At 42.9% G+C, this 25,274-nt stretch carries 32 protein-coding genes and 1 rRNA gene; 8 read left to right on the forward strand and 25 right to left on the reverse strand.

The features are described 5' to 3' along the window. Nucleotides 1–181: 181 nt before the first annotated feature. The 19 genes from LY624_RS15765 to LY624_RS15855 form a co-directional block, all read right to left on the reverse strand. A 16S ribosomal RNA gene (locus tag LY624_RS15765) occupies nt 182–1,722 on the reverse strand. 714 nt (nt 1,723–2,436) lie between these two features. Further along, nucleotides 2,437–2,838 carry a 50S ribosomal protein L17 gene (gene rplQ, locus LY624_RS15770; protein ID WP_004589197.1) on the reverse strand — a complete coding sequence of 134 codons (402 nt, stop codon included), beginning with the start codon at nt 2,836–2,838 and terminating at the stop codon, nt 2,437–2,439. A 39-nt stretch (nt 2,839–2,877) separates the two neighbouring features. Further along, nucleotides 2,878–3,864 carry a DNA-directed RNA polymerase subunit alpha gene (locus LY624_RS15775; protein ID WP_004589198.1) on the reverse strand — a complete coding sequence of 329 codons (987 nt, stop codon included), beginning with the start codon at nt 3,862–3,864 and terminating at the stop codon, nt 2,878–2,880. A gap of 24 nt (nt 3,865–3,888) precedes the next feature. Next, a complete protein-coding gene (gene rpsD / locus LY624_RS15780; RefSeq protein WP_036974007.1) occupies nt 3,889–4,509 on the reverse strand; it encodes a 30S ribosomal protein S4 in 621 nt (206 codons plus the stop codon). Nucleotides 4,510–4,530: 21 nt separating this feature from the next. Next, entirely contained in the window at nt 4,531–4,917 is a 387-nt protein-coding gene (rpsK, locus tag LY624_RS15785; RefSeq protein ID WP_036974009.1) for a 30S ribosomal protein S11, read from the reverse strand. A 13-nt stretch (nt 4,918–4,930) separates the two neighbouring features. Then, nucleotides 4,931–5,287 (reverse strand): 30S ribosomal protein S13, encoded by a 357-nt coding sequence (gene rpsM, locus LY624_RS15790; protein WP_054562818.1) that lies wholly within the window; start codon nt 5,285–5,287, stop codon nt 4,931–4,933. A gap of 127 nt (nt 5,288–5,414) precedes the next feature. Further along, entirely contained in the window at nt 5,415–5,528 is a 114-nt protein-coding gene (rpmJ, locus tag LY624_RS15795; protein ID WP_002959476.1) for a 50S ribosomal protein L36, read from the reverse strand. A gap of 22 nt (nt 5,529–5,550) precedes the next feature. After that, nucleotides 5,551–6,879 (reverse strand): preprotein translocase subunit SecY, encoded by a 1,329-nt coding sequence (gene secY / locus LY624_RS15800; RefSeq protein ID WP_036974013.1) that lies wholly within the window; start codon nt 6,877–6,879, stop codon nt 5,551–5,553. Nucleotides 6,880–6,889: 10 nt separating this feature from the next. Further along, complete coding sequence (gene rplO / locus LY624_RS15805; protein WP_036974015.1) at nt 6,890–7,324, reverse strand: 50S ribosomal protein L15; 435 nt, start codon at nt 7,322–7,324, stop codon at nt 6,890–6,892. Between the two features lie 4 nt (nt 7,325–7,328). Continuing rightward, nucleotides 7,329–7,511, reverse strand: coding sequence for a 50S ribosomal protein L30 (gene rpmD, locus LY624_RS15810; protein WP_016710201.1), 183 nt, complete (start codon nt 7,509–7,511; stop codon nt 7,329–7,331). Between the two features lie 3 nt (nt 7,512–7,514). Continuing rightward, nucleotides 7,515–8,021, reverse strand: a complete 507-nt coding sequence (gene rpsE / locus LY624_RS15815) for a 30S ribosomal protein S5 (RefSeq protein WP_036974018.1) — start codon at nt 8,019–8,021, stop codon at nt 7,515–7,517. Between the two features lie 9 nt (nt 8,022–8,030). Further along, the gene (gene rplR, locus LY624_RS15820; protein WP_062568277.1) at nt 8,031–8,381 is read right to left on the reverse strand and encodes a 50S ribosomal protein L18; all 351 of its coding nucleotides are present in this window, start codon (nt 8,379–8,381) and stop codon (nt 8,031–8,033) included. A 9-nt stretch (nt 8,382–8,390) separates the two neighbouring features. Continuing rightward, complete coding sequence (gene rplF / locus LY624_RS15825; RefSeq protein ID WP_062568278.1) at nt 8,391–8,924, reverse strand: 50S ribosomal protein L6; 534 nt, start codon at nt 8,922–8,924, stop codon at nt 8,391–8,393. 13 nt (nt 8,925–8,937) lie between these two features. After that, on the reverse strand, nt 8,938–9,330 hold the full coding sequence (gene rpsH / locus LY624_RS15830; protein ID WP_062568279.1) for a 30S ribosomal protein S8: 393 nt from the start codon (nt 9,328–9,330) through the stop codon (nt 8,938–8,940). Nucleotides 9,331–9,351: 21 nt separating this feature from the next. Next, nucleotides 9,352–9,657, reverse strand: a complete 306-nt coding sequence (gene rpsN, locus LY624_RS15835; protein WP_062568280.1) for a 30S ribosomal protein S14 — start codon at nt 9,655–9,657, stop codon at nt 9,352–9,354. A 10-nt stretch (nt 9,658–9,667) separates the two neighbouring features. Then, nucleotides 9,668–10,207, reverse strand: a complete 540-nt coding sequence (rplE, locus tag LY624_RS15840; RefSeq protein ID WP_010392500.1) for a 50S ribosomal protein L5 — start codon at nt 10,205–10,207, stop codon at nt 9,668–9,670. Nucleotides 10,208–10,223: 16 nt separating this feature from the next. After that, complete coding sequence (gene rplX / locus LY624_RS15845; RefSeq protein WP_036974032.1) at nt 10,224–10,538, reverse strand: 50S ribosomal protein L24; 315 nt, start codon at nt 10,536–10,538, stop codon at nt 10,224–10,226. A 10-nt stretch (nt 10,539–10,548) separates the two neighbouring features. Continuing rightward, entirely contained in the window at nt 10,549–10,917 is a 369-nt protein-coding gene (rplN, locus tag LY624_RS15850; RefSeq protein ID WP_010378257.1) for a 50S ribosomal protein L14, read from the reverse strand. 277 nt (nt 10,918–11,194) lie between these two features. Beyond that, complete coding sequence (locus LY624_RS15855) at nt 11,195–13,138, reverse strand: AsmA family protein (RefSeq protein ID WP_341803438.1); 1,944 nt, start codon at nt 13,136–13,138, stop codon at nt 11,195–11,197. Between the two features lie 230 nt (nt 13,139–13,368). Here LY624_RS15855 and LY624_RS15860 point away from each other — a divergent pair, with 230 nt between their 5' ends. From LY624_RS15860 to LY624_RS15875, 4 genes are all read left to right on the forward strand, one after another. Beyond that, complete coding sequence (locus LY624_RS15860; RefSeq protein ID WP_237120290.1) at nt 13,369–13,788, forward strand: hypothetical protein; 420 nt, start codon at nt 13,369–13,371, stop codon at nt 13,786–13,788. Nucleotides 13,789–13,796: 8 nt separating this feature from the next. Beyond that, entirely contained in the window at nt 13,797–13,997 is a 201-nt protein-coding gene (locus tag LY624_RS15865; protein ID WP_341803439.1) for a helix-turn-helix transcriptional regulator, read from the forward strand. Between the two features lie 151 nt (nt 13,998–14,148). Next, nucleotides 14,149–15,315 (forward strand): hypothetical protein, encoded by a 1,167-nt coding sequence (locus LY624_RS15870; RefSeq protein WP_341803440.1) that lies wholly within the window; start codon nt 14,149–14,151, stop codon nt 15,313–15,315. Between the two features lie 286 nt (nt 15,316–15,601). Next, nucleotides 15,602–16,279 carry a TorF family putative porin gene (locus LY624_RS15875; RefSeq protein WP_341803441.1) on the forward strand — a complete coding sequence of 226 codons (678 nt, stop codon included), beginning with the start codon at nt 15,602–15,604 and terminating at the stop codon, nt 16,277–16,279. Between the two features lie 61 nt (nt 16,280–16,340). Here the strand turns inward: LY624_RS15875 and LY624_RS15880 are convergent, their stop codons facing one another. Continuing rightward, the gene (locus LY624_RS15880) at nt 16,341–17,237 is read right to left on the reverse strand and encodes an aldo/keto reductase (protein ID WP_130149117.1); all 897 of its coding nucleotides are present in this window, start codon (nt 17,235–17,237) and stop codon (nt 16,341–16,343) included. Between the two features lie 168 nt (nt 17,238–17,405). Between LY624_RS15880 and LY624_RS15885 the strand changes: the two genes are divergently transcribed. Continuing rightward, nucleotides 17,406–17,543 (forward strand): ABC transporter permease, encoded by a 138-nt coding sequence (locus LY624_RS15885; protein ID WP_445936715.1) that lies wholly within the window; start codon nt 17,406–17,408, stop codon nt 17,541–17,543. On the opposite strand, the gene LY624_RS15890 is transcribed toward LY624_RS15885, so the two are convergent. The 3 genes from LY624_RS15890 to LY624_RS15900 all read right to left on the reverse strand — a co-directional run bounded on the left by LY624_RS15890 (nt 17,544) and on the right by LY624_RS15900 (nt 18,782). Then, nucleotides 17,544–17,870: a Bor/Iss family lipoprotein gene (locus LY624_RS15890; protein ID WP_130149118.1), complete on the reverse strand. Its 327-nt coding sequence runs from the start codon at nt 17,868–17,870 to the stop codon at nt 17,544–17,546. It lies immediately after the preceding gene. Then, nucleotides 17,867–18,175 (reverse strand): Bor family protein, encoded by a 309-nt coding sequence (locus LY624_RS15895; RefSeq protein ID WP_130149119.1) that lies wholly within the window; start codon nt 18,173–18,175, stop codon nt 17,867–17,869. Before LY624_RS15895 ends, LY624_RS15890 begins: the two co-directional genes overlap by 4 nt. Before the next feature lie 127 nt (nt 18,176–18,302). Further along, nucleotides 18,303–18,782, reverse strand: coding sequence for an acyloxyacyl hydrolase (locus LY624_RS15900; RefSeq protein ID WP_130149120.1), 480 nt, complete (start codon nt 18,780–18,782; stop codon nt 18,303–18,305). A 230-nt stretch (nt 18,783–19,012) separates the two neighbouring features. Here LY624_RS15900 and LY624_RS15905 point away from each other — a divergent pair, with 230 nt between their 5' ends. From LY624_RS15905 to LY624_RS15915, 3 genes are read left to right on the forward strand one after another with little or no spacing between them, the layout of a single operon-like run. Next, nucleotides 19,013–19,855, forward strand: a complete 843-nt coding sequence (locus LY624_RS15905; RefSeq protein ID WP_130149121.1) for an endonuclease/exonuclease/phosphatase family protein — start codon at nt 19,013–19,015, stop codon at nt 19,853–19,855. Further along, nucleotides 19,852–20,226: a DUF5329 domain-containing protein gene (locus LY624_RS15910; RefSeq protein WP_341803442.1), complete on the forward strand. Its 375-nt coding sequence runs from the start codon at nt 19,852–19,854 to the stop codon at nt 20,224–20,226. The genes LY624_RS15905 and LY624_RS15910 overlap by 4 nt, the downstream gene beginning before the upstream one ends. A 37-nt stretch (nt 20,227–20,263) precedes the next feature. Beyond that, on the forward strand, nt 20,264–20,941 hold the full coding sequence (locus LY624_RS15915) for a nitroreductase family protein (RefSeq protein ID WP_341804417.1): 678 nt from the start codon (nt 20,264–20,266) through the stop codon (nt 20,939–20,941). On the opposite strand, the gene LY624_RS15920 is transcribed toward LY624_RS15915, so the two are convergent. Both LY624_RS15920 and LY624_RS15925 read right to left on the reverse strand, forming a co-directional pair. Further along, nucleotides 20,934–21,995, reverse strand: coding sequence for an efflux RND transporter periplasmic adaptor subunit (locus LY624_RS15920; protein ID WP_341803443.1), 1,062 nt, complete (start codon nt 21,993–21,995; stop codon nt 20,934–20,936). The genes LY624_RS15915 and LY624_RS15920 overlap by 8 nt on opposite strands. Next, nucleotides 21,985–25,272: an efflux RND transporter permease subunit gene (locus tag LY624_RS15925; protein ID WP_341803444.1), complete on the reverse strand. Its 3,288-nt coding sequence runs from the start codon at nt 25,270–25,272 to the stop codon at nt 21,985–21,987. Before LY624_RS15925 ends, LY624_RS15920 begins: the two co-directional genes overlap by 11 nt. Nucleotides 25,273–25,274: the final 2 nt, after the last annotated feature.

Raw genomic sequence — 25,274 nt, forward strand, 5'->3', positions numbered from 1 at the left:
TGTCGATTAATGGCATATTTTTTACTTTTGAAAACTCTTTATAAATAACAATGTTATCTATAAGAATTTTAATATCAGCTTTCCAAATTTTTAAAGAGCATATTAATTAGGTAAACCAAGCGGTTTAGCTAACTAACAATCATCTGTGTGGACACTACGAACAAATAAGTTCTAAATCGTATAAGGAGGTGATCCAGCCCCAGGTTCCCCTAGGGCTACCTTGTTACGACTTCACCCCAGTCATGAATCACTCCGTGGTGAACGTCCTCCCGAAGGTTAGACTATCCACTTCTGGAGCAACCCACTCCCATGGTGTGACGGGCGGTGTGTACAAGGCCCGGGAACGTATTCACCGCATCATTCTGATATGCGATTACTAGCGATTCCGACTTCATGGAGTCGAGTTGCAGACTCCAATCCGGACTACGACGCACTTTAAGTGATTCGCTTACCCTCGCAGGTTCGCAGCACTCTGTATGCGCCATTGTAGCACGTGTGTAGCCCTACACGTAAGGGCCATGATGACTTGACGTCGTCCCCACCTTCCTCCGGTTTATCACCGGCAGTCTCCTTAGAGTTCCCGACCGAATCGCTGGCAACTAAGGATAGGGGTTGCGCTCGTTGCGGGACTTAACCCAACATCTCACAACACGAGCTGACGACAGCCATGCAGCACCTGTATCAGCGTTCCCGAAGGCACCAAACTATCTCTAGTAAGTTCGCTGTATGTCAAGTGTAGGTAAGGTTCTTCGCGTTGCATCGAATTAAACCACATGCTCCACCGCTTGTGCGGGCCCCCGTCAATTCATTTGAGTTTTAACCTTGCGGCCGTACTCCCCAGGCGGTCTACTTAATGCGTTAGCTTTGAAAAACAACTCCGAAGAGTCGAGCTTCTAGTAGACATCGTTTACGGCGTGGACTACCAGGGTATCTAATCCTGTTTGCTCCCCACGCTTTCGTACATGAGCGTCAGTGTTGACCCAGGTGGCTGCCTTCGCCATCGGTATTCCTTCAGATCTCTACGCATTTCACCGCTACACCTGAAATTCTACCACCCTCTATCACACTCTAGTTTGCCAGTTCGAAATGCAGTTCCCAGGTTGAGCCCGGGGCTTTCACATCTCGCTTAACAAACCGCCTGCGTACGCTTTACGCCCAGTAATTCCGATTAACGCTCGCACCCTCCGTATTACCGCGGCTGCTGGCACGGAGTTAGCCGGTGCTTCTTCTGTAAGTAACGTCACAGCTAAGTGCTATTAACACTTAACCTTTCCTCCTTACTGAAAGTGCTTTACAACCCGAAGGCCTTCTTCACACACGCGGCATGGCTGCATCAGGCTTGCGCCCATTGTGCAATATTCCCCACTGCTGCCTCCCGTAGGAGTCTGGGCCGTGTCTCAGTCCCAGTGTGGCTGATCATCCTCTCAAACCAGCTAGGGATCGTCGCCTTGGTAAGCCATTACCTTACCAACTAGCTAATCCCACTTGGGCTGATCTTATGGCGTGAGGCCCGAAGGTCCCCCACTTTGGTCCGAAGACATTATGCGGTATTAGCAGTCGTTTCCAACTGTTGTCCCCCACCATAAGGCACATTCCCAAGCATTACTCACCCGTCCGCCGCTCGACGCCAAAGGAGCAAGCTCCTCTTCGTTTCCGCTCGACTTGCATGTGTTAGGCCTGCCGCCAGCGTTCAATCTGAGCCATGATCAAACTCTTCAATTAAAAGTTTTTTGAAACCGAAGTTTCGTGCTCAATGAATTCTGTATAAATTGACTATATAGTCACTCATAAGAAATTGAGACTCTAAATTTGTTTGCTCCACTTAGTAAACTAAGCGTCGCTGTTAGAACTCAATCTGTACGAGTGCCCACACAGATGATTGCTTTATATTGTTAAAGAACATTTGATTCACTTTCGTGTCTCAAGGGCTGTGCATTCTACGCAAGCCGTTATTTTTGTCAACACTTAATTTTGAGAAAAGTTTATTTTTTCAAATCTTAGTCTTACTTGACTCAACCAACTCGTCATTTTGCTTTTTTGTAAGCAGTCCGCCGTGTCGGTGGATGCGCATTATAGGGAGATCCGAATTGAGATCAACTGTTTTTTGAAGTTTTTATGAAAAAAATGACTGTTCGCGCAAAATACGAACGAAACGCGTAAAAATAGCACTAAATCACTCGTGTTAGGCCTATATAGCCACTGTATTTTATATATATGCCTGTTTTTAACTTCTATAAAAGAAGATGTAGCTATTAAAGAACGCGGTGTGATCTTTATATGTGATCTTAGTTGCTAGTTGCTAGTTGCTAGTTGCTAGTTGCTAGTTGCTTCAAGATTGTATGTGATGTTTGGGAATTGATAGAGTTAATTTATCGATAGTGAATTTCAGAAAGTAAAAAGCCGAGCATAAGCTCGGCTTTTTGGTGTCTTTACGACTTACTCTGCAGACTGCGCGTCTTCTTGAACTTCTTCGTTTGTCGCTGGGCGACCAACTAGTTCAATATAAGCCATTGGTGCATTATCACCAGCACGGAAGCCACACTTAAGAATACGAGTGTAACCACCAGGACGGTCTGTATTACGTGGACCGATTTCGCTGAATAATTTACCAACTACTTCATTATCACGCGTGCGAGCAAACGCTAAACGGCGGTTTGCTACACTGTCAGTCTTAGCCAGTGTGATTAAAGGTTCAATTACACGGCGCAACTCTTTAGCTTTAGGCAAAGTTGTTTTGATGATTTCATGTTTCACCAAAGAACCAGCCATGTTGCTGAACATCGCTTTGCGATGGCTGCTGTTACGGTTTAATTGACGACCACTCTTACGATGGCGCATGACCCTATCCTTCTAACTAAACTAATATAGTGATTTAGATTATTCAGCTAGGCTTGCAGGCGGCCAATTTTCTAGGCGCATACCTAGAGAAAGACCACGTGAAGCTAGCACGTCTTTAATTTCAGTTAGAGACTTCTTACCTAAGTTAGGCGTTTTAAGAAGCTCAACTTCAGTGCGCTGAACTAAATCACCGATATATTGAATTTGCTCGGCTTTCAAACAGTTTGCTGAACGTACTGTTAGTTCAAGATCATCAACTGGGCGAAGTAGAATAGGATCGAATTCTGGCTTCTCTTCTTTCTCTTCTGGCTCAGTTACATCACGTAAATCTACGAATGCATCTAATTGCTCAGCTAAGATAGTAGACGCACGGCGGATCGCTTCTTCAGGATCTAAAGTGCCGTTCGTTTCCATATCAATGATTAACTTGTCTAAGTCTGTACGTTGCTCAACACGGGCTGATTCAACCGAGTACGCAATACGTTCAACTGGGCTGAATGATGCATCAAGCAGCAGACGACCAATTGGACGCTCATCGTCATCAGAGGATAAACGACTAGATGCCGGCACATAACCGCGACCGCGCTCAACACGAATACGCATGCTGATCTCGCTGCTATCTGTCGTAAGGTGACAGATAACGTGATCTGGGTTGGCGATAGTTACATCACCATCGTGCTGAATATCAGCCGCAGTCACAGGGCCTACACCAGATTTAGTCAGGGTCAGAAAAACTTCATCTTTGCCTTCTAAAGTTACTGCTAGACCTTTAAGGTTCAACAGAATTTCAATGATGTCTTCTTGTACGCCCTCTTTCGCGCTGTACTCATGCAATACACCGTCGATTTCTACTTCAGTTACTGCACACCCAGGCATAGATGATAACAGTATACGGCGTAAGGCATTACCCAAAGTGTGACCAAAGCCACGCTCTAGTGGTTCTAAAACTACTTTAGAACGCGTTGGGTTGATAGCGTCGATATCGACTAACCTTGGTTTTAGGAATTCGGTAACAGAACCCTGCATTTTATCCTCTCTTAACTCTTAACTTTACTTAGAGTAAAGTTCGACGATTAGTTGTTCGTTAATGTCCGCAGACAGATCTGAACGCTCAGGTAGGCGCTTGAAGCTACCTTCCATTTTCTTACCGTCAACTTCAACCCAAGTCGGCTTTTCACGTTGCTCAGCCAACTCTAGAGCAGCGATGATACGTGCTTGTGTTTTTGACTTCTCACGAATTACAACAGTATCTTCTGGAGTAATTACGTATGAAGGAATGTTCACTACACGACCATTAACTAGAATCGCTTTGTGGCTTACTAACTGACGTGCTTCAGCGCGCGTGCTAGCAAAACCCATGCGATATACAACATTGTCTAAACGTTGCTCTAAAAGCTGTAACAAGTTTTCACCTGTATTACCTTTAAGGCGAGCAGCTTCTTTGTAGTAGTTACGGAATTGCTTTTCTAATACACCGTAGATACGACGTACTTTTTGCTTTTCACGTAGCTGTAAACCGTAATCAGATAAGCGACCTTTACGAGCGCCGTGCTGACCAGGTGCAGTCTCAAGTTTACACTTAGAGTCGATAGCTCTTACGCCGCTCTTAAGGAACAGGTCAGTACCTTCACGACGACTCAGCTTGAGCTTAGGGCCCAAATATCTTGCCATGTTATTTCTCCTAACCTATTGTTAAACGCGACGTTTCTTCGGTGGACGACAACCATTATGAGGGATTGGCGTCACGTCAGTGATGTTGGTGATACGGTAACCAGCAGCATTCAAAGCACGTACAGCAGATTCACGACCTGGACCTGGACCTTTGATGAAAACTTCTAGATTTTTTAAACCGTATTCTTGAGCAGCAGTACCTGCACGCTCTGCAGCAACCTGAGCCGCGAATGGAGTAGATTTACGTGAACCACGGAAACCTGAACCACCTGCTGTTGCCCAAGATAGTGCATTACCTTGACGGTCGGTAATTGTTACAATAGTGTTGTTGAAAGAAGCATGAACGTGAGCCATACCATCAGCAACTTGCTTTTTAACCTTCTTACGACGAATTGGTGCTTTAGCCATAATCTACCCCACCTTATTTCTTGATAGGCTTGCGAGGACCCTTACGAGTACGCGCGTTAGTCTTAGTACGTTGACCACGTAGTGGTAACGAACGACGGTGACGTAGGCCACGGAAACAACCAAGGTCCATAAGGCGCTTGATATTTAATGTAACTTCACGACGAAGGTCACCTTCTACAGTGTACTTGCCAACTGCTTCACGCAATACGTCAAGTGTTTCGTCTGAAAGTTCACCGATTTTTGTGGTCTCGGCGATACCAGTCGCTGCTAAGATTTCCTTAGAGCGAGTCTTACCTATGCCATAAATAGCAGTTAAACCGATAACTGCATGTTTATGATCAGGGACGTTAATGCCAGCGATACGGGCCACTAACACATCTCCTATATTTGAATTTGGTTATCATCTGTTTGAAAAGCCCGCAAGGATACTCAAACGAAGACCAAATCACATTAAAAACACAGGCCGAGTGAATAACTCAGCCTGCACGACTGTTTACTTAGCCTTGCCTTTGCTTATGCTTAGGCTCACTGCAAATTACGCGTACTACACCAGCACGTTTAATAACTTTACAGTTACGGCATATTTTCTTAACGGAAGCACGTACTTTCATTGCTCAACTCCGTAAACTGACCTTATCGACCGTAGCCTTTAAGGTTTGCTTTTTTCAGCACAGAATCATACTGATGTGACATCAGATGCGTCTGTACTTGTGCCATAAAGTCCATGATTACAACAACGATAATCAAAATTGATGTACCGCCGAAATAGAATGGCGTTTGCCATGCCATAGTCATGAATTCGGGCACCAGACAGATAAAGGTTATATACAAAGCACCTGCCAATGTCAGGCGTGTCATCACTTTATCAATGTATTTAGATGTCTGCTCACCTGGACGAATACCTGGGATAAATGCGCCAGATTTTTTCAGGTTATCTGCTGTTTCACGCGGGTTAAATACCAACGCGGTGTAGAAAAAGCAGAAGAAGATAATAGCCGCAGCTAAAACCATCGCATATAAAGGTTGACCCGGAGTCAACGTTGTAGCGATTGCTTGTAGCACATCAGCGACCGGACCTTCACCCTGGCCGAACCAGCTTGCAATTGTACCAGGGAACAGAATTATACTGCTAGCAAAGATTGGTGGAATAACACCCGCCATGTTTACTTTTAATGGTAAGTGCGTGCTTTGAGCAGCAAATACCTGACGACCTTGTTGACGCTTTGCATAGTTAACGACGATACGACGTTGACCACGCTCAAAGAATACAACGAGGTAAGTAACAGCGAATACGATTACAGCAATCAATAACAGTACAAGTACATTCAGATCACCTTGGCGCGCCATTTCGGCTGTCGAACCAATAGCAGACGGCAGGTTAGCTACGATACCAACAAAAATAAGAACAGAGATACCGTTACCGATACCGCGCTCTGTAATTTGTTCGCCCAACCACATCAGGAACATAGTACCAGTTACTAAACTCACTACAGCAGTGAAGTAGAAACCAATACCTGGGTTAACAACTAACCCGTCCATCATACCCGGTAAGCTGGTAGCAATACCGATTGATTGGATAGTAGCAAGCACAAGCGTGCCGTAGCGTGTGTACTGGCTAATTTTCTTACGCCCTTGCTCACCTTCTTTCTTAAGCTCTATAAACGGCGGATACATATGCGTTAATAGTTGCGTAATAATCGAAGCCGAGATATACGGCATAATACCCAGTGCTAACACTGAAGCGCGCTCAAGCGCACCACCGCTGAACATGTTAAACATTTCAACAATGGTGCCCTTTTGTTGCTCGAAGAAATCGGCAAGTACAGCGGCGTCAATCCCAGGGATCGGCACGAATGAACCTAGACGGTAAATAATGATAGCACCTAATACAAATAGTAATCGACGCTTCAATTCCGAAAGCCCACTTTGTGCACTTTTCATATCTTGACCTGGTTTAGCCATTAGTACTTCCTTAGTCTTCTACCTTGCCTCCGGCAGCTTCGATAGCTTCGCGAGCACCTTTAGTCACTTTAAGACCTTTAACGGTTACTGCGCGTGAAACTTCGCCAGATTTAACTACTTTAACGAACTGGATGTTCTTTTTAACTAGACCAGCTGCTTGTAACGCGTTTACGTCTACTACATCGCCTTCAACTTTAGCGATTTCAAAAAGGTTAACTTCAGTAGATACTAGTGATTTACGTGAAGTGAAACCAAATTTTGGTAGACGACGTTGCATAGGCATTTGACCGCCTTCGAAACCAACGCGAACTTTACCGCCAGAACGTGATTTTTGGCCTTTATGACCACGACCACCAGTCTTACCAAGACCAGAACCGATACCACGACCTAGACGTTTCTTTTCAGTTTTTGCACCTGCAGCAGGTGAAAGTGTATTCAAACGCATCGAATTAACCCTCAACCTTTACCATGTAAGAAACTTGGTTAATCATACCACGCACACATGCTGTGTCTTCTAACTCAACAGTGTGATTGATACGACGTAAACCAAGACCGCGTAATGTAGCTTTATGCTTCGGTAAACGACCGATAGAGCTCTTTACTTGTGTTACTTTTACAGTTTTATTAGCCATGGTTTACCCCGTGATTTCGTCAACGCTAAGACCACGTTTAGCAGCGATTGACTCTGGAGAGTTCATGTTCTCTAGAGCTGCAATCGTTGCACGAACGATGTTGATCGGGTTAGTTGAACCGTATGCTTTTGACAATACGTTCTGTACACCAGTTACTTCTAGTACTGCACGCATCGCACCACCGGCGATGATACCTGTACCTTCAGAAGCAGGCTGCATGTATACTTTAGAACCCGCGTGGCGACCCTTGATTGGGTGCTGTAGCGTGTTACCGTTTAGGTCTACACTGATCATGTTACGACGTGCTTTTTCCATTGCTTTTTGAATAGCAGCTGGAACTTCACGTGCTTTACCATAACCGAAACCTACTTTACCTGCGCCGTCACCAACTACTGTTAGTGCAGTGAAGCTAAAGATACGACCACCTTTAACCACTTTAGACACACGGTTTACCGCGATTAGCTTTTCAGCCAAATCAGGCTGTTGTTGCTTTGCTTCTACGTTAGCCATTGTCTACTCCTAGAATTGCAGACCGGCTTCACGCGCTGCATCAGCAAGCGCCTTCACACGGCCGTGATATTTAAAGCCACTGCGATCAAAAGCAATCTTTTCGATGCCTTTGTCAGCTGCACGTTCAGCAACCGCTTTACCAACTGCTTGAGCAGCTGCAACGTTACCTGTGCCTTTAACTGTTTCGCTAATTGCTTTTTCAACAGTAGAAGCAGCAGCCAGTACAGTACCCTCAGCGTTTACAACTTGAGCGTAAATGTGACGTGGCGTGCGGTGGATAACAAGACGCGTTGTGCCTTGTTCAATGTAATTTCTACGAGTGCGTTTAGCACGACGTAGACGAGCTGTTTTTTTATCCATCGTCTTACCTTACTTCTTCTTAGCCTCTTTACGGCGTACATTCTCGTCCGCGTAACGAACACCTTTACCTTTATAAGGCTCAGGTTTACGGTATGCACGGATGTTAGCAGCTGTTTGACCAACTAACTGCTTGTCTACGCCCTTAACTAGAACTTCTGTTTGGCTTGGTGTTTCAACCGTAATACCTTCTGGTACTTCGAAGTTTACCGGGTGTGAGAAACCAAGAGTTAAGTCTAATACTTTGCCCTTAGCTGCTGCACGGTAACCAACACCTACTAACTGAAGCTTCTTCTCGTAACCTTCATGCGTACCAACAACCATGTTGTTGATTAGAGCGCGAGCAGTACCTGCTTGTGCCCATGCATTTGCTACGCCTTCACGAGGTAAAGTTGTAATAACGTTATCGTTAACTTGTACTTCAACAGCGTCGTTGATTGTACGAGTTAATTCACCGTTTTTGCCTTTAACTGTGATGTCCTGGCCTTTTAATGTAACTTCTACACCGGCAGGAACATTGATTGGTGCCTTTGCTATGCGAGACATAGTTCCCCTCCGATTAAGCTACAAAGCCAATGATCTCACCACCAACGCCTGCACTGCGTGCTGCGCGGTCTGTCATTAGGCCTTTAGAAGTTGATACGATAGCGATACCAAGACCACCCATTACCTTTGGTAATTCGTCACGTTTCTTATAGATACGTAAACCAGGGCGGCTAACACGCTGGATATTTTCAATAACAGCTTTGCCTTCGAAGTATTTTAACTCGATAGAAAGCTCAGGCTTCGCTTCGCTGTTTACAGCGTAATCTGCGATATAACCTTCATCTTTTAGTACTTTAGCTACTGCTACTTTCAGTTTTGAAGTTGGCATCGATACTGATACTTTCTTCGCTGACTGACCGTTACGGATACGTGTAAACAAATCCGCAATAGGATCTTGCAAGCTCATAGTCTTACTCCCGTGATTCTATTACCAGCTAGCCTTTTTAAGGCCAGGAATTTCACCGCGCATAGCTGCTTCGCGAACTTTGATACGGCTCATGCCGAATTTACGAAGGTAACCATGTGGGCGGCCCGTAACGTTACAACGATTACGTTGACGTGAAGAGCTAGAATCACGCGGTAAAGACTGTAGCTTTAATACCGCGTCCCAACGATCATCGTCAGATGTATTTACATCACTGATGATAGCTTTTAGTGCCGCACGCTTTTCAGCATACTGAGCAACTAATTTAGTGCGCTTTGCTTCGCGCGCTTTCATAGAATTCTTTGCCATAACCCTACCCTTATTTCTTGAATGGGAAGTTAAACGCTTCTAACAACGCACGGCCTTCCTCATCAGATTTCGCAGAAGTAGTGATTGTGATATCCATACCGCGTACACGGTCTACTTTATCATAATCGATTTCTGGGAAGATGATTTGCTCACGTACGCCCATGCTGTAGTTACCACGTCCATCAAAAGACTTAGCACTTACACCACGGAAGTCACGGATACGTGGGATAGCGATTGAAACCAAACGCTCAAAAAAGTCCCACATACGCTCGCCACGTAGGGTTACTTTACAACCAATTGGGTAACCTTCACGCACTTTGAAGCCTGCAACTGATTTGCGTGCTTTAGTGATTAGAGGTTTCTGACCAGAGATTGCTTCTAGATCCGCAACAGCGTTATCTAGGATCTTCTTGTCAGCTAGAGCTTCGCCCACACCCATGTTTAATGTGATCTTTTCGATCTGAGGGACTTGCATGACAGAGCTGAAACCAAACTTCTCTTGAAGCTCAGCAACTACTTTGTCTTTATATACTTCATGCAGTTTCGCCATCATTCTACTCCAACTATTAGATAGTTTTACCAGTAGATTTAAAGATACGTAATTTCTTACCATCTTCAATCTTGAAACCTACACGATCTGCTTTACCCGTTTCCGAGTTGTAGATCGCAACGTTTGATACGTCGATAGACGCTTCTTTCTCAACAATACCGCCAGCTTGGTTCAACTGAGGAACAGGCTTTTGGTGCTTCTTGATTAAGTTGATGCCTTCGACAAATACTCGACCAGACTCAGTAACAACTGAAAGCACTTTACCGCGCTTACCTTTGTCTTTACCGGCTAGTACGATTACTTCGTCATCACGACGGATTTTTGCTGCCATGATAGACTCCTTATAGTACTTCTGGGGCTAGTGAAACGATTTTCATGAACTTTTCAGTACGAAGCTCACGAGTCACAGGGCCGAAGATACGAGTACCAATTGGCTGTAAGTTATCATTTAAGATAACAGCCGCATTGCTATCGAAACGGATCAATGAACCGTCCGGACGACGAACGCCTTTTTTAGTACGCACAACTACTGCGTTTTTAACATCACCTTTCTTCACTTTACCGCGAGGAATTGCTTCTTTTACAGAAACTTTGATGATATCGCCAACCGCTGCATAGCGACGGTGCGAACCGCCAAGGACTTTAATACACTGCACTTTGCGAGCGCCGCTGTTATCAGCAACGTCCAGCTGAGTTTGCATTTGGATCATGTTAATGACCTCCGGTGTAGAAATTACAACACGCCTTAATTTTGTTTAAAATCAAGACATTTCGGTTAAATTCCACTCAAAAAACACGCGAGTTGTCTCTTAAGGGCGGGCAATTGTATCAGCAATGACAGTGAAGTGGTAGGTTATTTTTTAATTAATTTTATAATTAAGTGTTGCTAAGTTGAGGGGGTCTGTATGGAATATCAGCACTTGTTATTGATTATAAAACAAACAGGGCGCCAATACGCCCTATTTTGATTTACATATTAAAGTTTTATTAATTACCGAATAGGCCTTTTAATTTATCTCTAATTTTATCTTTTGCCTTTTCCTTTACTTCTTCCTTCGCTGCGTCACTAACGTCAAGCTTGAAACCAACATCATGGAAAGGACCTTTTATACGTAATGGGATCTTAAAGCCTGTACTGTCATCAGTCGTGCCCTGGCCTTCAATTGAATCAACAATTCCTGTCACTAAACGATAATCGACATTAGTCATTGGCAAGTTCACTTTACCTGCCCCTGTAATGCGAATTAATGGGCTAAGTAATGATAAGTCATTGTTTGTCCCTACCCCATCTGTAAAATTAAAGCGACCTGTAAGTGCTGAGAAGTCTGTTTGCTGAGAGTTATCGAAGCCAGTATCTAACCCTTCAGACACTGCATTTAAGTTCCCTTTAATGAGCTCTTTACCTTTGCGCACCATCTCTGCCACATTCGCACCTTTAATTGCACCATCTGCAAACTCAAATGCTAATTGACCATCTAATGCATTAACAAAGTCTTTTTGACTTTGTCCTGTGGTCGCTAGATCCCAGTTTAAAGAGCCTTTACCCATAAGCTTATCGAAACCTGCTGCATCAGTCAGTAAGGGCTGTGCATCAATTTTATCTAAAGCAAAATTAGTGCTAATTTTATAGGGTGTTTGCTTGGCATTGACTGTGATCACACCTTTACCACTGCCTTCATAAGCAACAAATTTATCTAAGCTAATTTTTGCTAGTGCATTTTTAAGGTTCACCGTTAACTGGTTTTCACCAAGTGTAATATCATTTGCTTTTAGACCACTTGAACGCACAACAATATTTGCATCAAGTGCATTTAAGCCACTCATATCAATTGGTGTATCATCCCAAACAATTGGCTGTGCAGGCGTATCTGTGGCTGGTTCTGCTTGCTCTTCTTTAGCCACACCCTCTGGTAGGTAAGGGTTCAAATCAAGCATACCTAAATCAATATCGGCATTCACAGCTAAGCGACTCCCTAAGTTAATGTCGCTTTTACCTTTAATTTGTAGCTCATCTAAGGTGGCAAGTAACTCAGTGAGCTTAAATTTATCACCTTTTAAGTGCATTGACCCTTTTACATTAAAGGCATTAAACGCATTTTCTTTTGCATTAAGTTCAACACCTTGCCAGCTTGCGATCTCTTTAACTGAGTCACCACTTACTGATAACTGACCTTGCACATCTTTACCCATTTGGGCGATCGCGCCTTTGAAGTTTACATCCACTAAACGTGAATCAACCTCGGTGCTGACATTAAAAGTTTCGCCTTCAATCGCTTTTACCGGTGTATCTAAGGTGACATCTAAATCAAAACGTTCACCCATATAGGTAATACCGCCTTTTAACTCAAGAGTCTTACGAAGAGAGGGTAGTAAGATGGCTAACTCTAAATCGCTTATCTGTTGCTTTGCCCCAGTTTTGCCATCAAGGTAGGTGAAAGTCCCGCCATAAATTGCCACTTCACCAAGCTCGATATCAAAGTTATCTGGTAAGTTAACGGCGCCAGAACTCTTTTGCTGCTCTGTCTGTGGTTGCTCAGCAACTGCATCAAATAGCTGCCAGTTTGCTTTACCATTTTTATCGGTTTCTAATAATATTGTTGGTTCATTAATAACAAACTTATCTAGTTTGAAATCACCGCCAAATAAAGACATCCATGGAATACGGATAGCCAACTGTTGCATGCTCGCCATGTCTTTTTGTGAACCTGTTTGCATATTAGCAAAATGTACATCGTTGAGCTCAAGCGTTAATGATGGAAATACCGACAACTTTTTATCACCATTAATAGTCAGACTACGACCTGTGGTTTGTTCTACTTGCTCCGATACTTTGTTAAATATCGCGTCTGTAGGTATGAGGAATGGTGCTGCGACTACTAATGCAATCAGTAATACGAAAATGACACCAACAATTTTCAGTAAGGTTTTCATAATCATCCTTAAACATGGGCAAACAATGTTCATATCATAGCGGGAGTTAGGCGCAATTGCATTGCCCAATCCATAAAAAGGTTTGTAAACAAGCTTAGGTACAAGAATATGAATCAACGCTGAAATATTTTGATACCTATAGGTTACAAAAAGATCTTGACCGAATGATACCCTAGGGTTACATTGATACCTGTAGGTTACATTTGAGTTTAAAATAAAAGGAAACGATTATGTCTAAGCAAGATATCAAAACGGAAGAAAAGTTTATGAGTCATAACGCATGGTTTTCAATATTCATGGGAGTCACGTTATTAATTATTAGTGTTTACCCAATGCTCAAGCAAACATCAGCACCGTTACTGTTTATTGGCGGTAGCGCATTTTTAGGATCTTTCTTTATGTTTGTAATTAGAGGTGGATTTACATGGAAACTTGGCTATCGCCTTACATATAAGGATGAATTTTTAAATACGATTGATACCATCGCTTATAAACATGTTGTGCTTGGATTACTTTTTAGCATGGGGGCTATTTTTTTATTGTCTAACGAACTTGCTTTAAATGTATCGCATAGCATGATGGCCACATTTTATCTTGCCTTGATGAGTTTAATATATGGCGTATCAATTCTTTGGCAAAGTAGAGACTAGGTGTAAAAGTGCAAAATAATATCGCTAAATTCCGTAAAGAAAAGGGGTTGTCGCAGCAAGAGCTTGCTGATGCCATTGCAGTATCACGTAAAACCATTAGCACAGTTGAAACAGGCCGCTTTATTCCCTCGGTGATTATCGCGTTAAAAATTGCTGCTCACTTTGAACTCAGTGTTGAGCAATTATTTACACTCGATGACAATAATTAATTAACCTCGTCAGTCGCAATCTTACTTATAAATTATCAGTAAGATTGCATCATTTCATTACTTCGGTATGATGCACGACCCTGTTGTTTTTGCACCCTGTGTACTAAAATTAAACAACCTAATTTGGTCAAAACTGGAGTATCGATTAAGCATGAAGAAACTGCTTATTTCACCGTCAAAAATGGCGCTTGGCGAGCAAGAAAGTCAAATTTATCAAAACATCCTCAAGCAAGCCTCTGATATCAGCTTAAATCTAATGGCAGTTAAAGTAGAAAACCACCCTGAAGACTTTTTAGGTTGGTGCTATGAGCTATTGAGTGCAAGCCGTGATCGCATTAATTACGATCTATTGGAAGATAAGCAATTACCGACACTTAAAAAACTTCATGACTTATTAATTTCTGCAATCAGCTTTTTGCAGTTAAAAACATTAAGAGTTGCGCCATGGCCAGTTATCGCAAGTTTCATCGAGCAGCATAAAGAGCTTGTAGCGCTTGATGAGCAACTACGCTTAGCTAATTACATTGCTGCAATTAAATCGCAATCACTAAAAGAGATGATCCCAGAAGACCGTTTAGCGTTTTCAGGTAAGCACAGTGCCTCGCTCGATCCAAGCAGCTATAACTTTGACGTTGAATGGTTTGCTCCTACTAAAAACGCCAAAGGTTTCCATCAAATGTTGAGTGATTTACCTGGTGCGTTCGATGAGGCTCTTGCACACATTCCACTTGAGGGTGAAGTAACTCAAGAACATTATCAGCATTTTATGGTTGCTTACTTCATGGCGTTTAATGGCAGCGATGAAAAGCCAACGCTTGCTCCTGCTACTCGCTTGCTTGCGATGCGCCGACCTGACGTGTTTACACCAATCGTAAATAGTAAACTGGATGCCCTTTGTGCAGCCCTTGGCATTACGAAGCTAAATAACCGCGATTTCGAGCGCTACTGGCAAGATGTTGTCGAAGCCATTCATAGTATGCCTTGGTTCAAAATGGCTAGTGCGGCAAATGAGCTTGAGCAATCTCTAGTTGAAATCAAAGCCCTATTGCCCAGCTTCTTTTATTATGCAGATAAAAGTACCGCTGATAGCTCTAACTATATTAAGTTACTAAACAAGCCTAAAAGCAGCACAAGCTCTGCGGGTAAGAAGACTGTACGCCGCGGTAAAGAATCGGCTGAAATACTGGTAGACCGAGCATTAGCAAGTGATCATATCCCTGAACATATCAAAGCTAAGCGCGACTCAATCATCAGTGAAGTTGAAAAAGGCCGTAGCGTTGAAGAAACCATTAGTTTAATGCGTGCCATTTTCGGCTAAGTCTCTATCAAGTAAGAAAAACCTGGTTGCGTCTTCATTGTGCAACCAGAAAATTTATTGCACCATGCAAGTGCGCATGAATAATTCAAATACAAGTCAACTTTAACCAAAAGAATACTTACAAGACTGTTTTAAAAGAAATAAAGCATAAAAATTCCCACCGTAAATTAACTTGGCACAACCAGTGCTATATCGTATCCAGACAACACATAAAAATAATGCCCCGACAAATAACCAGACTGCAATCTGAAATGGGCAAAATCAACATAACAACAGGATACAAAACATGCTAAAACTAAAAAAAGTGGTCGCGGCCAGCGCCCTCACGCTACTTACTTTAAGCTCGACGTATAGCTTTGCAGAAATAACAGCTAACGCGGCAGCAACCTCAAACTACTTATGGCGTGGTCAAGAGCAAGGCGGCGGAGATGCCGCAATTCAAGGTGGTATTGATTACGCAAGTGAATCTGGCTTTTATGCGGGTACTTGGATATCAAATGCTAGCTGGGCAGAAGATATGACCTACGAGCTGGATCTCTACGCTGGTTTTGGCGGCGATATCAATGAAACCTTTAGCTACGATGTAGGCTACATCTATTATGCATACCCAGATGCGGCCTCGTTTACCGATGCAGACTTTTCAGAGATCTACGGTAGCATTAGTATGGGTAGCTTCACGTTTGGCGCAGCCGTACTAGCTTCATCAGCAGCAAGCGGCGATGGCACCGACTTTGGAGATTCACTGTATTTAAATGCCGATTATAGCTTTCCAATCGGAAGTAATGGCACAGAGCTGGCGCTGCATGTCGGCCATTACTCAGGTGATTTCATTGGTGATGACAATATCATCGACTACGGTGTTTCGGTATCTAAAGACGGCTTTACATTAGGCGTTTCAGATACTGACATTGATGGAACAGATGTGAAAGTGTATGTCGCTTACGCGGTAGATTTTACACTTTAAAAAAGAATGTGTTACTTGCTGCAACACGAAGGGCCGCAAGGCCCTTTTCTAGTTTAGAAGCTTAAGGAACACTGTGGCCTGTTGAGCCCTGCCAAATACGATACCACTGCTCACGGCTTATCTTAAGAGCCTTAGCAGCAACAGCTGATTTAACGCGTTCAATATTACCCGTACCTAGCACTACAGATGGCGCACTCGGATGCATCAATAACCAGGCATACACCACTTGATCAAGAGAACTTGCACCAACTTCAGTGCCGACCTGCTCTAACACTGCGCGTAAACGTATCGCTTTTTCATCATCACTTGAGAACAGACGTCCACCTGCTAATGGTGACCAAAGCATTGGTTTGATATCGAGCAATTGACATTGATCTAAAGTTCCATCATCAAGGGCTTTCATTTCGTAAGGCGAAAACTCAATCTGATTGGTAACCAATTCAAAATCTAAACGGGATTGTAATAAGCTGAGTTGAGATGACGTAAAGTTAGATACACCAAAGTCAATCACATCACCATTCGATTTGAGGGTATTGAATGCTTCTGCCATTTCATCGGCGTTCATCAAGTAATCAGGGCGATGGATAAGTAATACATCTAAACGATCAGTGTTGAAGTTTTTAAGTGACTGCTGTGCTGAGGCAATTATATGCGCGGCACTTGAATCATAATGGTTAGCCTTACCTTGTAATCCTAAACTTGCAAATGCGGGTTTGATACCACACTTGGTAATTATTTTAATTTCATCACGAATACTTGGTTTCAACTTGAGCGCTTTACCAAATTCGGCTTCGCAGCCATATTCACCATAGATGTCAGCGTGGTCGGTATGTGAAACACCCATATCAATTGCTTTTTCTAAAAAATTTAAGCATTGCTGTGGCGTTATCTGCCAATCTAACAAGCGCCAGAACCCTAACACCAACTCATCAATACAACGTCTATTGTTATTCGTCATAACGACCTACTTTTCCTAATAAATACGACTCAAATTAATCCTTTAACCATATCATAGATTTACTAATCACAACTGTTAACATACTGTTACAAAAATTGCTAAAGAATCAAAAATCAGGATATTAATGGATATGGTGCTGCGGCACTGATTTCGTTTTCAGTGCCGAGCATGCCAGATGCCTACATACCGGGTTGGGCAGTTATACTGTCATTTGGCTTTACTTCATTGATTGGTATTGTGTTTGGCTTAGCGCCCGCTATTAAAACGGCACGCTTAAACCCAATTGATGCTTTGCGATACGAATAATTAATCGGCTTTATAGGGTACCTGAGCACAGCTCACTTCCACTGTTTTCGGGTACCAAATAGGCCCACCAATTTCATTAACCGCCTCGCCTGCTACAACATTAAGGAATGACTTGTAAGTATGTACACTTTGCCACTCGGAATTTGGGCAGTATGTTGATAAGTCCACTGGCTTGGAGCCTTCATACAACGCAGCAGCAAAATTATGATGCCAACGTTCTGTAACTGCTCCCTTATTTGCTAAGATAGGACTACCATTATCAAAATAAATATGTGTACAACCACTTAAAGCAGCAGCAAGAATTACAGTTAAGCATACATGTTTCATAATTGCTCCTGCCCATATTGTTCACACCATACTTTCACTGTGTGAGGCGCATAGATACCCAATGTAACCAACCCCAGTGCACCATCTGTAAATGTTTGCTGGGATTGCATTTGCATTACTTTTTTATCTTGGCAGACCGCTTTAACATCAACACGCTGTTCACCAACTAACCCCCACAAGTAGAAGGGTCGACTATCTTGATAGTCGGCATTTCGTGTTAATTTATCTGCCTTATTAGGCACTATAGTCACCGATGAACATGCTACTAACGATAATGTAAGTAACACGCACACTAACTGCTTCATGTGTTTTCCTTCAGATATTTTTTGAAGTTGAAGTGTACAACATGAAGTTTCTATAATGGGTAAAAAACTATATGAAATTGTAAAAAAATGCAATAATCAACCGGCATAAATCTTGACCATTTTAAAGCTAAAAATGATAAGAGTAACTCAGAACGATACTTTCTGAACCAGGGTTAGTTTTACCAAATCCTGCATTAGAAATATGCCCAAGCTCACCCCGTAGGCGATGAACTTCTGATATTTTATATTTTGCAAAAATGAAACTATAAAACTCTAAGTCGTATCCAAGGACATCAATATTTCGAGCATAGCCCATATGAGTAGCGATACCCCAATCCCAGTTTTTATTAATGGTGTAAGTTTTAGCTGCACCAATACCAATATATTGTTGATTTTGTTCAGCTAAAATCATAATCGCTCTAGGTTGTATACCCCATAGGCTCTCTATTGCTTCATACTCATAATCTAGATGTATTGCAAAATGATCAAAATTGTCAAATACAGCCCAACCTGTCACACCAACACTAAATGAAGAAGACTCTTCAGCTAGAATATGAGGAGAGAAAATGCTCGTAATTAAAGTGAAAGAATAAAATATTTTCTTCATTAGAAAATCTCACAAACTTATTTAAGAGGGCTTGTTAAACAGGCTTAAAGTATAGCCATTAACCTCAAAAAATAACTAAATAGTTCTTTTAATTATAAAGGGTATCGTTTTCTAATTGAGTAACTCTGTGTATTTAAATTGTAAAAAAGCTACAGTTTCTTACAGGCTCAGTTTGAACTAAACTGGAAAGGATAAAGACTAATCAGGAAGATCTGCAAGTAAAGGTAATTATGACGTCGTATCTACATTTATTGTTCTTAAGTTTATTGTCTTGGCAAAGTCTTGCAAATACTCCAAACTCTGATGAGCAACAAGGCATTACCAAAACTGCAGCCAACCTAGCAAACTGCCAACAACAATTAGCACAAAGCCGTGTGCAAACTTACGCAGCACATTATATTTTGCCCTATCAATTCACATTGTTGAGCTGGAATATCTACAAAGCACAAATAGATGGCTTACTCACAGATTTGCAAAAGCTAAATGCCGATGCTGATATTGTGTTACTACAAGAAGCTATCAAAGAGCCTACTCTAACCAAACTAAAACCTTACTGGCGTTTTGCTAAAGGGTATAAAAGTGGCAGTGTGCAATCTGGTGTTATGACACTCAGCCGCTGGCCCGCCGCGGTGCATTGCACACTCACCCATATAGAGCCTTGGTTACGTAGTCCAAAAGCGACCAACATTGTTGAATATGCCCTGCCTAATCAACAGTTATTACTAAGTATTAATCTACATGGCATTAACTTCACAATAGGTGTGAATGACTTTAAACAACAGCTTGAAGATGCAGCGAGCATCATGCGTATGCATCAAGGACCGATCATATTTGCTGGTGATCTTAATACTTGGAGCGACCGAAGACAGTCTCTTTTAAAACAAACACTTAACAAGTTAGGGCTACATGAAGCTATTTATTTAGATGATAAACGTACAAAAGCATTTGGATTAGCACTTGACCAAGTATGGGTACGTGGTGTCAAAATAGAAACAACTATAGTGCCTGAGCTTGTAAGCTCAGATCATAATCCAATAATTGCAACCCTAACCATAGAGCAAAAAGTACAGTGAAAGTAACAATGAAAGGATATTGGTTAATCGCATTAATGTTATTGAGCATTAGCCAATTCAGTGATGCAGCAACCCCAGAACAAGAGATAAATCACCTCATTGATTTTGTCGCTAAAAGCGATGCCGTATTTATTCGCAACGGCACCGAGCACTCAAGCCAAGATGCAGCCGAACACCTTGCTATGAAGTATCGAAAAGCGACCCGCTATGCAAAAACTGCCGAAAAGTTTATTGAAAATTTGGCGAGTAAAAGCTCATGGAGCGGTAAGCCTTACAAGGTAAGATTTAGCGACGGTACTTTAATTAATGCAAAAGACTGGTTAAGTAATGAGTTGGCAGACTATCGCCGTAACCAGCATAGACAACAATAACACTATTTTATCATCAACACACAAGAAGCGAAAAGCCATGCAAGAACACAAAAACAAGCCACTCAATGACTTTATTGAGTACCCTCATGACGAGATGCTTAAACGCGCCGAAGAGTTTTTAGCCGTGAGTCAGCGTCGCCATAGTATTCGCAGTTTTAGCGACCGCCCTGTGCCAAAAGAAATAATCGAAATCTGTATTAGAGCGGCTGGCACTGCACCGAGCGGTGCCAATCATCAACCTTGGCACTTTGTAGCAATACACAGCAGCGATGTGAAAAAACAAATTCGAGAAGCAGCTGAAAAACTAGAGCGCTCATTTTATGAAGGTCGCGCAGGTGAAGAATGGTTAGATGCGTTAAAACCACTTGGCACCGATGCCAGTAAGCCCTACCTTGAACATGCACCTTGGCTAATTGCCGTGTTTAGTCAAAAGAAAGGCGGTATTTCTGCCGATGACAAAAATACCAATTACTATGTTCATGAATCTGTTGGCCTAGCGACCGGCTTTTTAATTCAAGCACTACATAGAGCGGGCCTTGCAACTCTTACACATACACCAAAACCAATGAGTTTTTTAACCGAGATTTGTGGCCGTGATAAAGATAATGAGCGCCCTTACATGCTGCTAATTGCAGGCTACCCAAGCACAGATGCAACCATCCCTGAGCATGCCTTAGTGAAAAAGTCGCTGGACGAAATAGCGACCTTTATTTAGTTTTAAAATCAACAGCCAGCACATCACCTGGGTTTAAACCTGAAACGATGTGCTGCTGGCCATCGACCATTTCGCCAAGGCGCACATAGCGACGCACTATCTGATTATTTTCAAGTAAGTAAACCATACTCAATTGGCCATATTGCTGCACCCAGCTTGGCTCAATCAACACCCCTTTTTCAGTGGCGAGCGGTAATTGTAATTGCGCATAAAGACCAGGCATTAAGCCAGTTTGGGCATCTGTTTCTAAACGGATTTCCATACTACGCGCAGCACTATCAGCAACGGGCACAATTTCTGTCACTGTGGCAGGCATTGACGTAGATAAAGCAGGTAATTTGACCGTTAAAGTTTGACCAACATTCAATTTAATTGCTTGTTGTTCTCTGACATTAAATGCTAATTGCAATTGTTGTGGGTTATACAGTGCGAGTAATGGCGTACCAGGAGTTGCGGTATCGCCAGGCTCTGCAAAACGCTCAACCACAACACCTGAAATCGGCGCTTTAATTTGCGTAAAACTCAATGCAACTTGCGCTTGTGTTTGCTGCTGTTTAGCAATCGCTAGGTTCGCCGTTAAATTATCGAACCTTGCTTTTGCATCGTCGTATTCGCTAACAGATACCAAACCTTGCTTGTATAAATCGTTAATACGCTTTAGTTGTTTCTCTGCTTGAGTCAGCGACGCATTAATTGCATTTATTTGTGCTTCGCTTTGAGCAAGCCCTGCTTTAAAGTCATCTTGCTGCAAGGTAATTAGCACGTCACCTTGTTTTACAGTATCGCCAGCACGTACATTTAAACGCTCAACTTGTGCCATAACCCGTGATGAGATTTGCGTATTTTGTTTTGCAATCACGGTGCCCGGTACAACTTCATCACGCGCAATATCTGCCAGTGTCACTGTCACTAACTGACCAGTGTAATCATTTGCTGATGGGTTTTTCATGCCTGCAGCTTGCTTATCGGAAAAACTGCCCGCCATGTAAAGTACCGCCACAATGATCACAGATAACACGATGATTGAACCAATAAGTTTCGATTTACCCTGCATGAGCTTGTTCCTCTTTGGCTGCATCCTTTGCAAACACTAAATAATAAACCAGCGGCACCACAAATAATGAGAACAATGTTGATGCCACAATACCAAAAATAATCGCAATCGCTAGACCGCTAAATACCGGGTCTAGGGTGATCACCAAGTTACCTAATAAGGTGGTTCCCGCGGTGAGTAACACAGGGCGCATACGCACCGTACCTGCGGCGATTAAAGCCTGTTTAATTGCCATACCTTGGCCGCGAGCTTGATTAATAAACTCAACTAAAATAAGTGAGTTACGAACCACAATACCGGCAAGTGCAATCATGCCAATCATGGCTGTTGCAGTGAATAACACCGGCTCTGGGGCACCAGCAATACTGCGTTCTCCAAATTGATTTAATAGCCAAAAGCCCGGCATGATCCCTATTACGGTTAATGGAATAGCCGACATGATGATCAGTGACAAACTCGCAGAGTGTGTTTGAATGCGTAAGATGATGAAAATGGCAGTGAGCGCAAACGCAAAGGCAATACCCATGTCTCTGAATACATCAATGGTAATTCGCCATTCACCTTCACCACTAAAGGTCACGTCAGTACCAACAGGTAATTGCCAAGCTTGGCTACCACCATTATTGAAAAAGTGCCTACTTTGCCAATCAGTTTGGCTAAATTCGTCAGCGCTAATGCCTAAGTCAGCATTGACGTCAGCAATAATTTCAGCGGGTGTACGGCCATTTAGCTCAGCCATTACATACACAACATTACGCTGATCTTTACGCATAATTGGCTTGGCAACATCTTGACGGTGAAATTCACCCAATTCAGATAGCGCCACCAGCGGACGCGGTGCACTTTGCAGCCCAAATTCATCGCTGGTTTTTGCAAGCTCCCTATCACCACGAACTTGTAATGCCAGCAATTGAGCAAATTGGTTACGATCTTGATATGGCAGTTGCAGTTTTATATCGACAGGGTCTGTTTCGCCGCTAACATATAACACCCCAACATTTTGCCCATGCGAGGCAATGGCTAAGGTCTGGGCAATATCTTGCGTAGACACCGCCGACAATGACGCTTTACTTTTATCGGTAACAAAACGCTGTAAGGGCGAATTGGCAGCAATACTGGTATCAACTTCAACCACATGCGGCTCTTGTTTTAACCTTGCAGCAACAGCAAGGGCTGCTTGATAGTGCGTGTCTGTATCAACAAATGGCTCACTGTAAACTTCAGCCACTAAGGTACTTAAAACCGGCGGGCCTGGTGGCACTTCAACCACTTTAATTACAATGCCATCGGTTGCCAGTGGTGCTAATGCGGCACGCAAGCGCATGACCACGCCATGAGATTGATGATCACGCTCAGTTTTATCGAGCAGTAATACTCTGAGCTCAGCAAGGTTCGCGGCTTCACGTCGATAATAACCACGCACCATACCATTAAAGTCCATGCTTGATGGCTGACCAACGTAAGCTGCCGCCTCGCTTACTTCATTTAATTGCCAAGTGATGGTTTGTACTTGTCGAGTAAAAGCGGCGGTTTGCTCAAGGCTTGTGCCTTCTGGCATATCGATTAAAACTTGTAACTCGTTTTTATTATCAAACGGTAATAGCTTTAAAGGCACTGCACGCATTACGGGTAACATGGCACTTGCGATAAACAAGGCTAATGTGCTCCATAAAACAAGTTTGGCGCGGCCTTTAGACTCAAGTAATGGTGATAATATGCGCTCGTATAAGCTATGCTGATTGGCATCGAGCTGTACGCTGTCATCGACTGGCGCTTTAAGTAATTTCATGGCCAACCATGGCGTGACAAAAAATGCCACTATGGTCGAAACCATCACACTGACCGGTACATTGAATGCCATCGGTGCCATGTACGGCCCCATCATGCCGGTGATAAACGCAAGTGGAATAAATGCCACCATAATGGTCAATGTAGACATAAACAGCGCCACACGAATTTCGCTCATGGCATCAACTATGCGTTGTTTTTTATCGCCTTTTTTTGTTAAAAAGCGACTTATATTGTCTATCCCAGTAATAGGATCATCAACCAATAAACCTAAAGAAAGTATTAATGCAAACAGTGTGACTCGGTTAATTGTATAGCCAAAGGCAAAATCAAGTGTCAGGGTGATGCCGTAGCAAATAGGTACCGCTAGCCCCACCACAATCGCTGGTCGCCAACCTAGAAATACGCCAACAAAAATAACCACGGTAAATACCGCAAACACTAAGCTCGAAGTAAGGTTATTTACTTTTTCATTCGCGGTTTGACCATAGTCACGCAGTACGGTGTAGCCCACTTCATCTGGCAATAGATTAGCCGATAAACTGTCCATCATACTGTGCACTTCGTTGGCTACAGCGACCGCATTGGTGCCAGCTTGTTTAGCGACACTAATGGTCACTAAAGGAAGTTGTTGCTGGTTATCTGATTGAGCCAGCCATTGATAGCTTTGTGCTTCGCTTGGACCATCACTCACCTCGGCGACATCACTTAGGTAAACACTCTTACCGTTTACCACGTTGACAACTAGCCGTTCAATCGCAGATTGAGAACGTAAAACATCACCCACTTGTAAGGCAATTTGCTGCTTACCTTCAACAACACTGCCCACGTTCACCAATTGATTAGATACGCTAAGCGCATAATACACATCGGTTAGGGTTGTTTGATGTGCAGCAAGGGCGCTTGCATCAAGGTTAATCGTTAATTGACGAGTTCTACCAGCAATCACTTTCACTTCGCTGGTATTTTCGATGCGCTGTAAACTGTTAGCGATTTCGTTGGCAAAACGAGTTAGTTGATAGTCATCGTAAAGTTTTGGATCTTTACTAAATAAGCCCAGCATCACAATGGGCACATCGTTCACTTCAACCGGACGTATTTGCCATGAGCTGATCACTGACGCCATCGTGTGTTGATAGCTATAGAGTTTAGCGTAAGTGTCGAGGATGGCTTGCTCACGATCGTGACCGACTTCAAAGCGAAGAGTAACAACAGCAGCATTACTTTGTGTAGTCGAGTAAATATGCTCAACGCCCGTTAACTGCGCCAATAACTTCTCCAATGGCTCAGTTACCAGCCTAGCTACTTCTGGCGCTTCAACGTTTGGCGCTGCCACATATATATCAAGCATAGGAACCACAATTTGCGGTTCCTCTTCACGCGGGGTTTGCTTTAATGCCATTAAGCCAAGCAGCACCGACATAATAAAAATAATGACAGGGAGGCGACCACTCAAGCTGTTTTTTACTGCATTATCGATAGCATTCATTA

The sequence above is a fragment of the Pseudoalteromonas sp. N1230-9 genome (assembly GCF_032716425.1).
Taxonomy (GTDB): domain Bacteria; phylum Pseudomonadota; class Gammaproteobacteria; order Enterobacterales; family Alteromonadaceae; genus Pseudoalteromonas.

Bases quoted from the DNA above. Each gene is read 5' to 3' on its own strand.
- rpsH (WP_062568279.1), bottom strand. From the start codon at position 9,330: ATGAGCTTGCAAGATCCTATTGCGGATTTGTTTACACGTATCCGTAAC.
- LY624_RS15775 (WP_004589198.1), bottom strand. From the start codon at position 3,864: ATGCAGGGTTCTGTTACCGAATTCCTAAAACCAAGGTTAGTCGATATC.
- rpsD (WP_036974007.1), bottom strand. From the start codon at position 4,509: ATGGCAAGATATTTGGGCCCTAAGCTCAAGCTGAGTCGTCGTGAAGGT.
- LY624_RS15895 (WP_130149119.1), bottom strand. From the start codon at position 18,175: ATGAAGCAGTTAGTGTGCGTGTTACTTACATTATCGTTAGTAGCATGT.
- rplF (WP_062568278.1), bottom strand. From the start codon at position 8,924: ATGTCTCGCATAGCAAAGGCACCAATCAATGTTCCTGCCGGTGTAGAA.
- LY624_RS15920 (WP_341803443.1), bottom strand. From the start codon at position 21,995: ATGCAGGGTAAATCGAAACTTATTGGTTCAATCATCGTGTTATCTGTG.
- LY624_RS15875 (WP_341803441.1), top strand. From the start codon at position 15,602: ATGCTAAAACTAAAAAAAGTGGTCGCGGCCAGCGCCCTCACGCTACTT.
- rplO (WP_036974015.1), bottom strand. From the start codon at position 7,324: ATGCGTTTGAATACACTTTCACCTGCTGCAGGTGCAAAAACTGAAAAG.
- rplE (WP_010392500.1), bottom strand. From the start codon at position 10,207: ATGGCGAAACTGCATGAAGTATATAAAGACAAAGTAGTTGCTGAGCTT.
- rplQ (WP_004589197.1), bottom strand. From the start codon at position 2,838: ATGCGCCATCGTAAGAGTGGTCGTCAATTAAACCGTAACAGCAGCCAT.
- LY624_RS15915 (WP_341804417.1), top strand. From the start codon at position 20,264: ATGCAAGAACACAAAAACAAGCCACTCAATGACTTTATTGAGTACCCT.
- LY624_RS15890 (WP_130149118.1), bottom strand. From the start codon at position 17,870: ATGAAACATGTATGCTTAACTGTAATTCTTGCTGCTGCTTTAAGTGGT.
- LY624_RS15900 (WP_130149120.1), bottom strand. From the start codon at position 18,782: ATGAAGAAAATATTTTATTCTTTCACTTTAATTACGAGCATTTTCTCT.
- rpsN (WP_062568280.1), bottom strand. From the start codon at position 9,657: ATGGCAAAGAATTCTATGAAAGCGCGCGAAGCAAAGCGCACTAAATTA.
- rpmJ (WP_002959476.1), bottom strand. From the start codon at position 5,528: ATGAAAGTACGTGCTTCCGTTAAGAAAATATGCCGTAACTGTAAAGTT.
- LY624_RS15885 (WP_445936715.1), top strand. From the start codon at position 17,406: ATGCCAGATGCCTACATACCGGGTTGGGCAGTTATACTGTCATTTGGC.
- LY624_RS15905 (WP_130149121.1), top strand. From the start codon at position 19,013: ATGACGTCGTATCTACATTTATTGTTCTTAAGTTTATTGTCTTGGCAA.
- rplN (WP_010378257.1), bottom strand. From the start codon at position 10,917: ATGATCCAAATGCAAACTCAGCTGGACGTTGCTGATAACAGCGGCGCT.
- rpsK (WP_036974009.1), bottom strand. From the start codon at position 4,917: ATGGCTAAAGCACCAATTCGTCGTAAGAAGGTTAAAAAGCAAGTTGCT.
- rplX (WP_036974032.1), bottom strand. From the start codon at position 10,538: ATGGCAGCAAAAATCCGTCGTGATGACGAAGTAATCGTACTAGCCGGT.
- LY624_RS15855 (WP_341803438.1), bottom strand. From the start codon at position 13,138: ATGAAAACCTTACTGAAAATTGTTGGTGTCATTTTCGTATTACTGATT.
- rpmD (WP_016710201.1), bottom strand. From the start codon at position 7,511: ATGGCTAATAAAACTGTAAAAGTAACACAAGTAAAGAGCTCTATCGGT.
- LY624_RS15925 (WP_341803444.1), bottom strand. From the start codon at position 25,272: ATGAATGCTATCGATAATGCAGTAAAAAACAGCTTGAGTGGTCGCCTC.
- LY624_RS15880 (WP_130149117.1), bottom strand. From the start codon at position 17,237: ATGACGAATAACAATAGACGTTGTATTGATGAGTTGGTGTTAGGGTTC.
- rpsE (WP_036974018.1), bottom strand. From the start codon at position 8,021: ATGGCTAACGTAGAAGCAAAGCAACAACAGCCTGATTTGGCTGAAAAG.
- rplR (WP_062568277.1), bottom strand. From the start codon at position 8,381: ATGGATAAAAAAACAGCTCGTCTACGTCGTGCTAAACGCACTCGTAGA.
- LY624_RS15860 (WP_237120290.1), top strand. From the start codon at position 13,369: ATGTCTAAGCAAGATATCAAAACGGAAGAAAAGTTTATGAGTCATAAC.
- secY (WP_036974013.1), bottom strand. From the start codon at position 6,879: ATGGCTAAACCAGGTCAAGATATGAAAAGTGCACAAAGTGGGCTTTCG.
- LY624_RS15870 (WP_341803440.1), top strand. From the start codon at position 14,149: ATGAAGAAACTGCTTATTTCACCGTCAAAAATGGCGCTTGGCGAGCAA.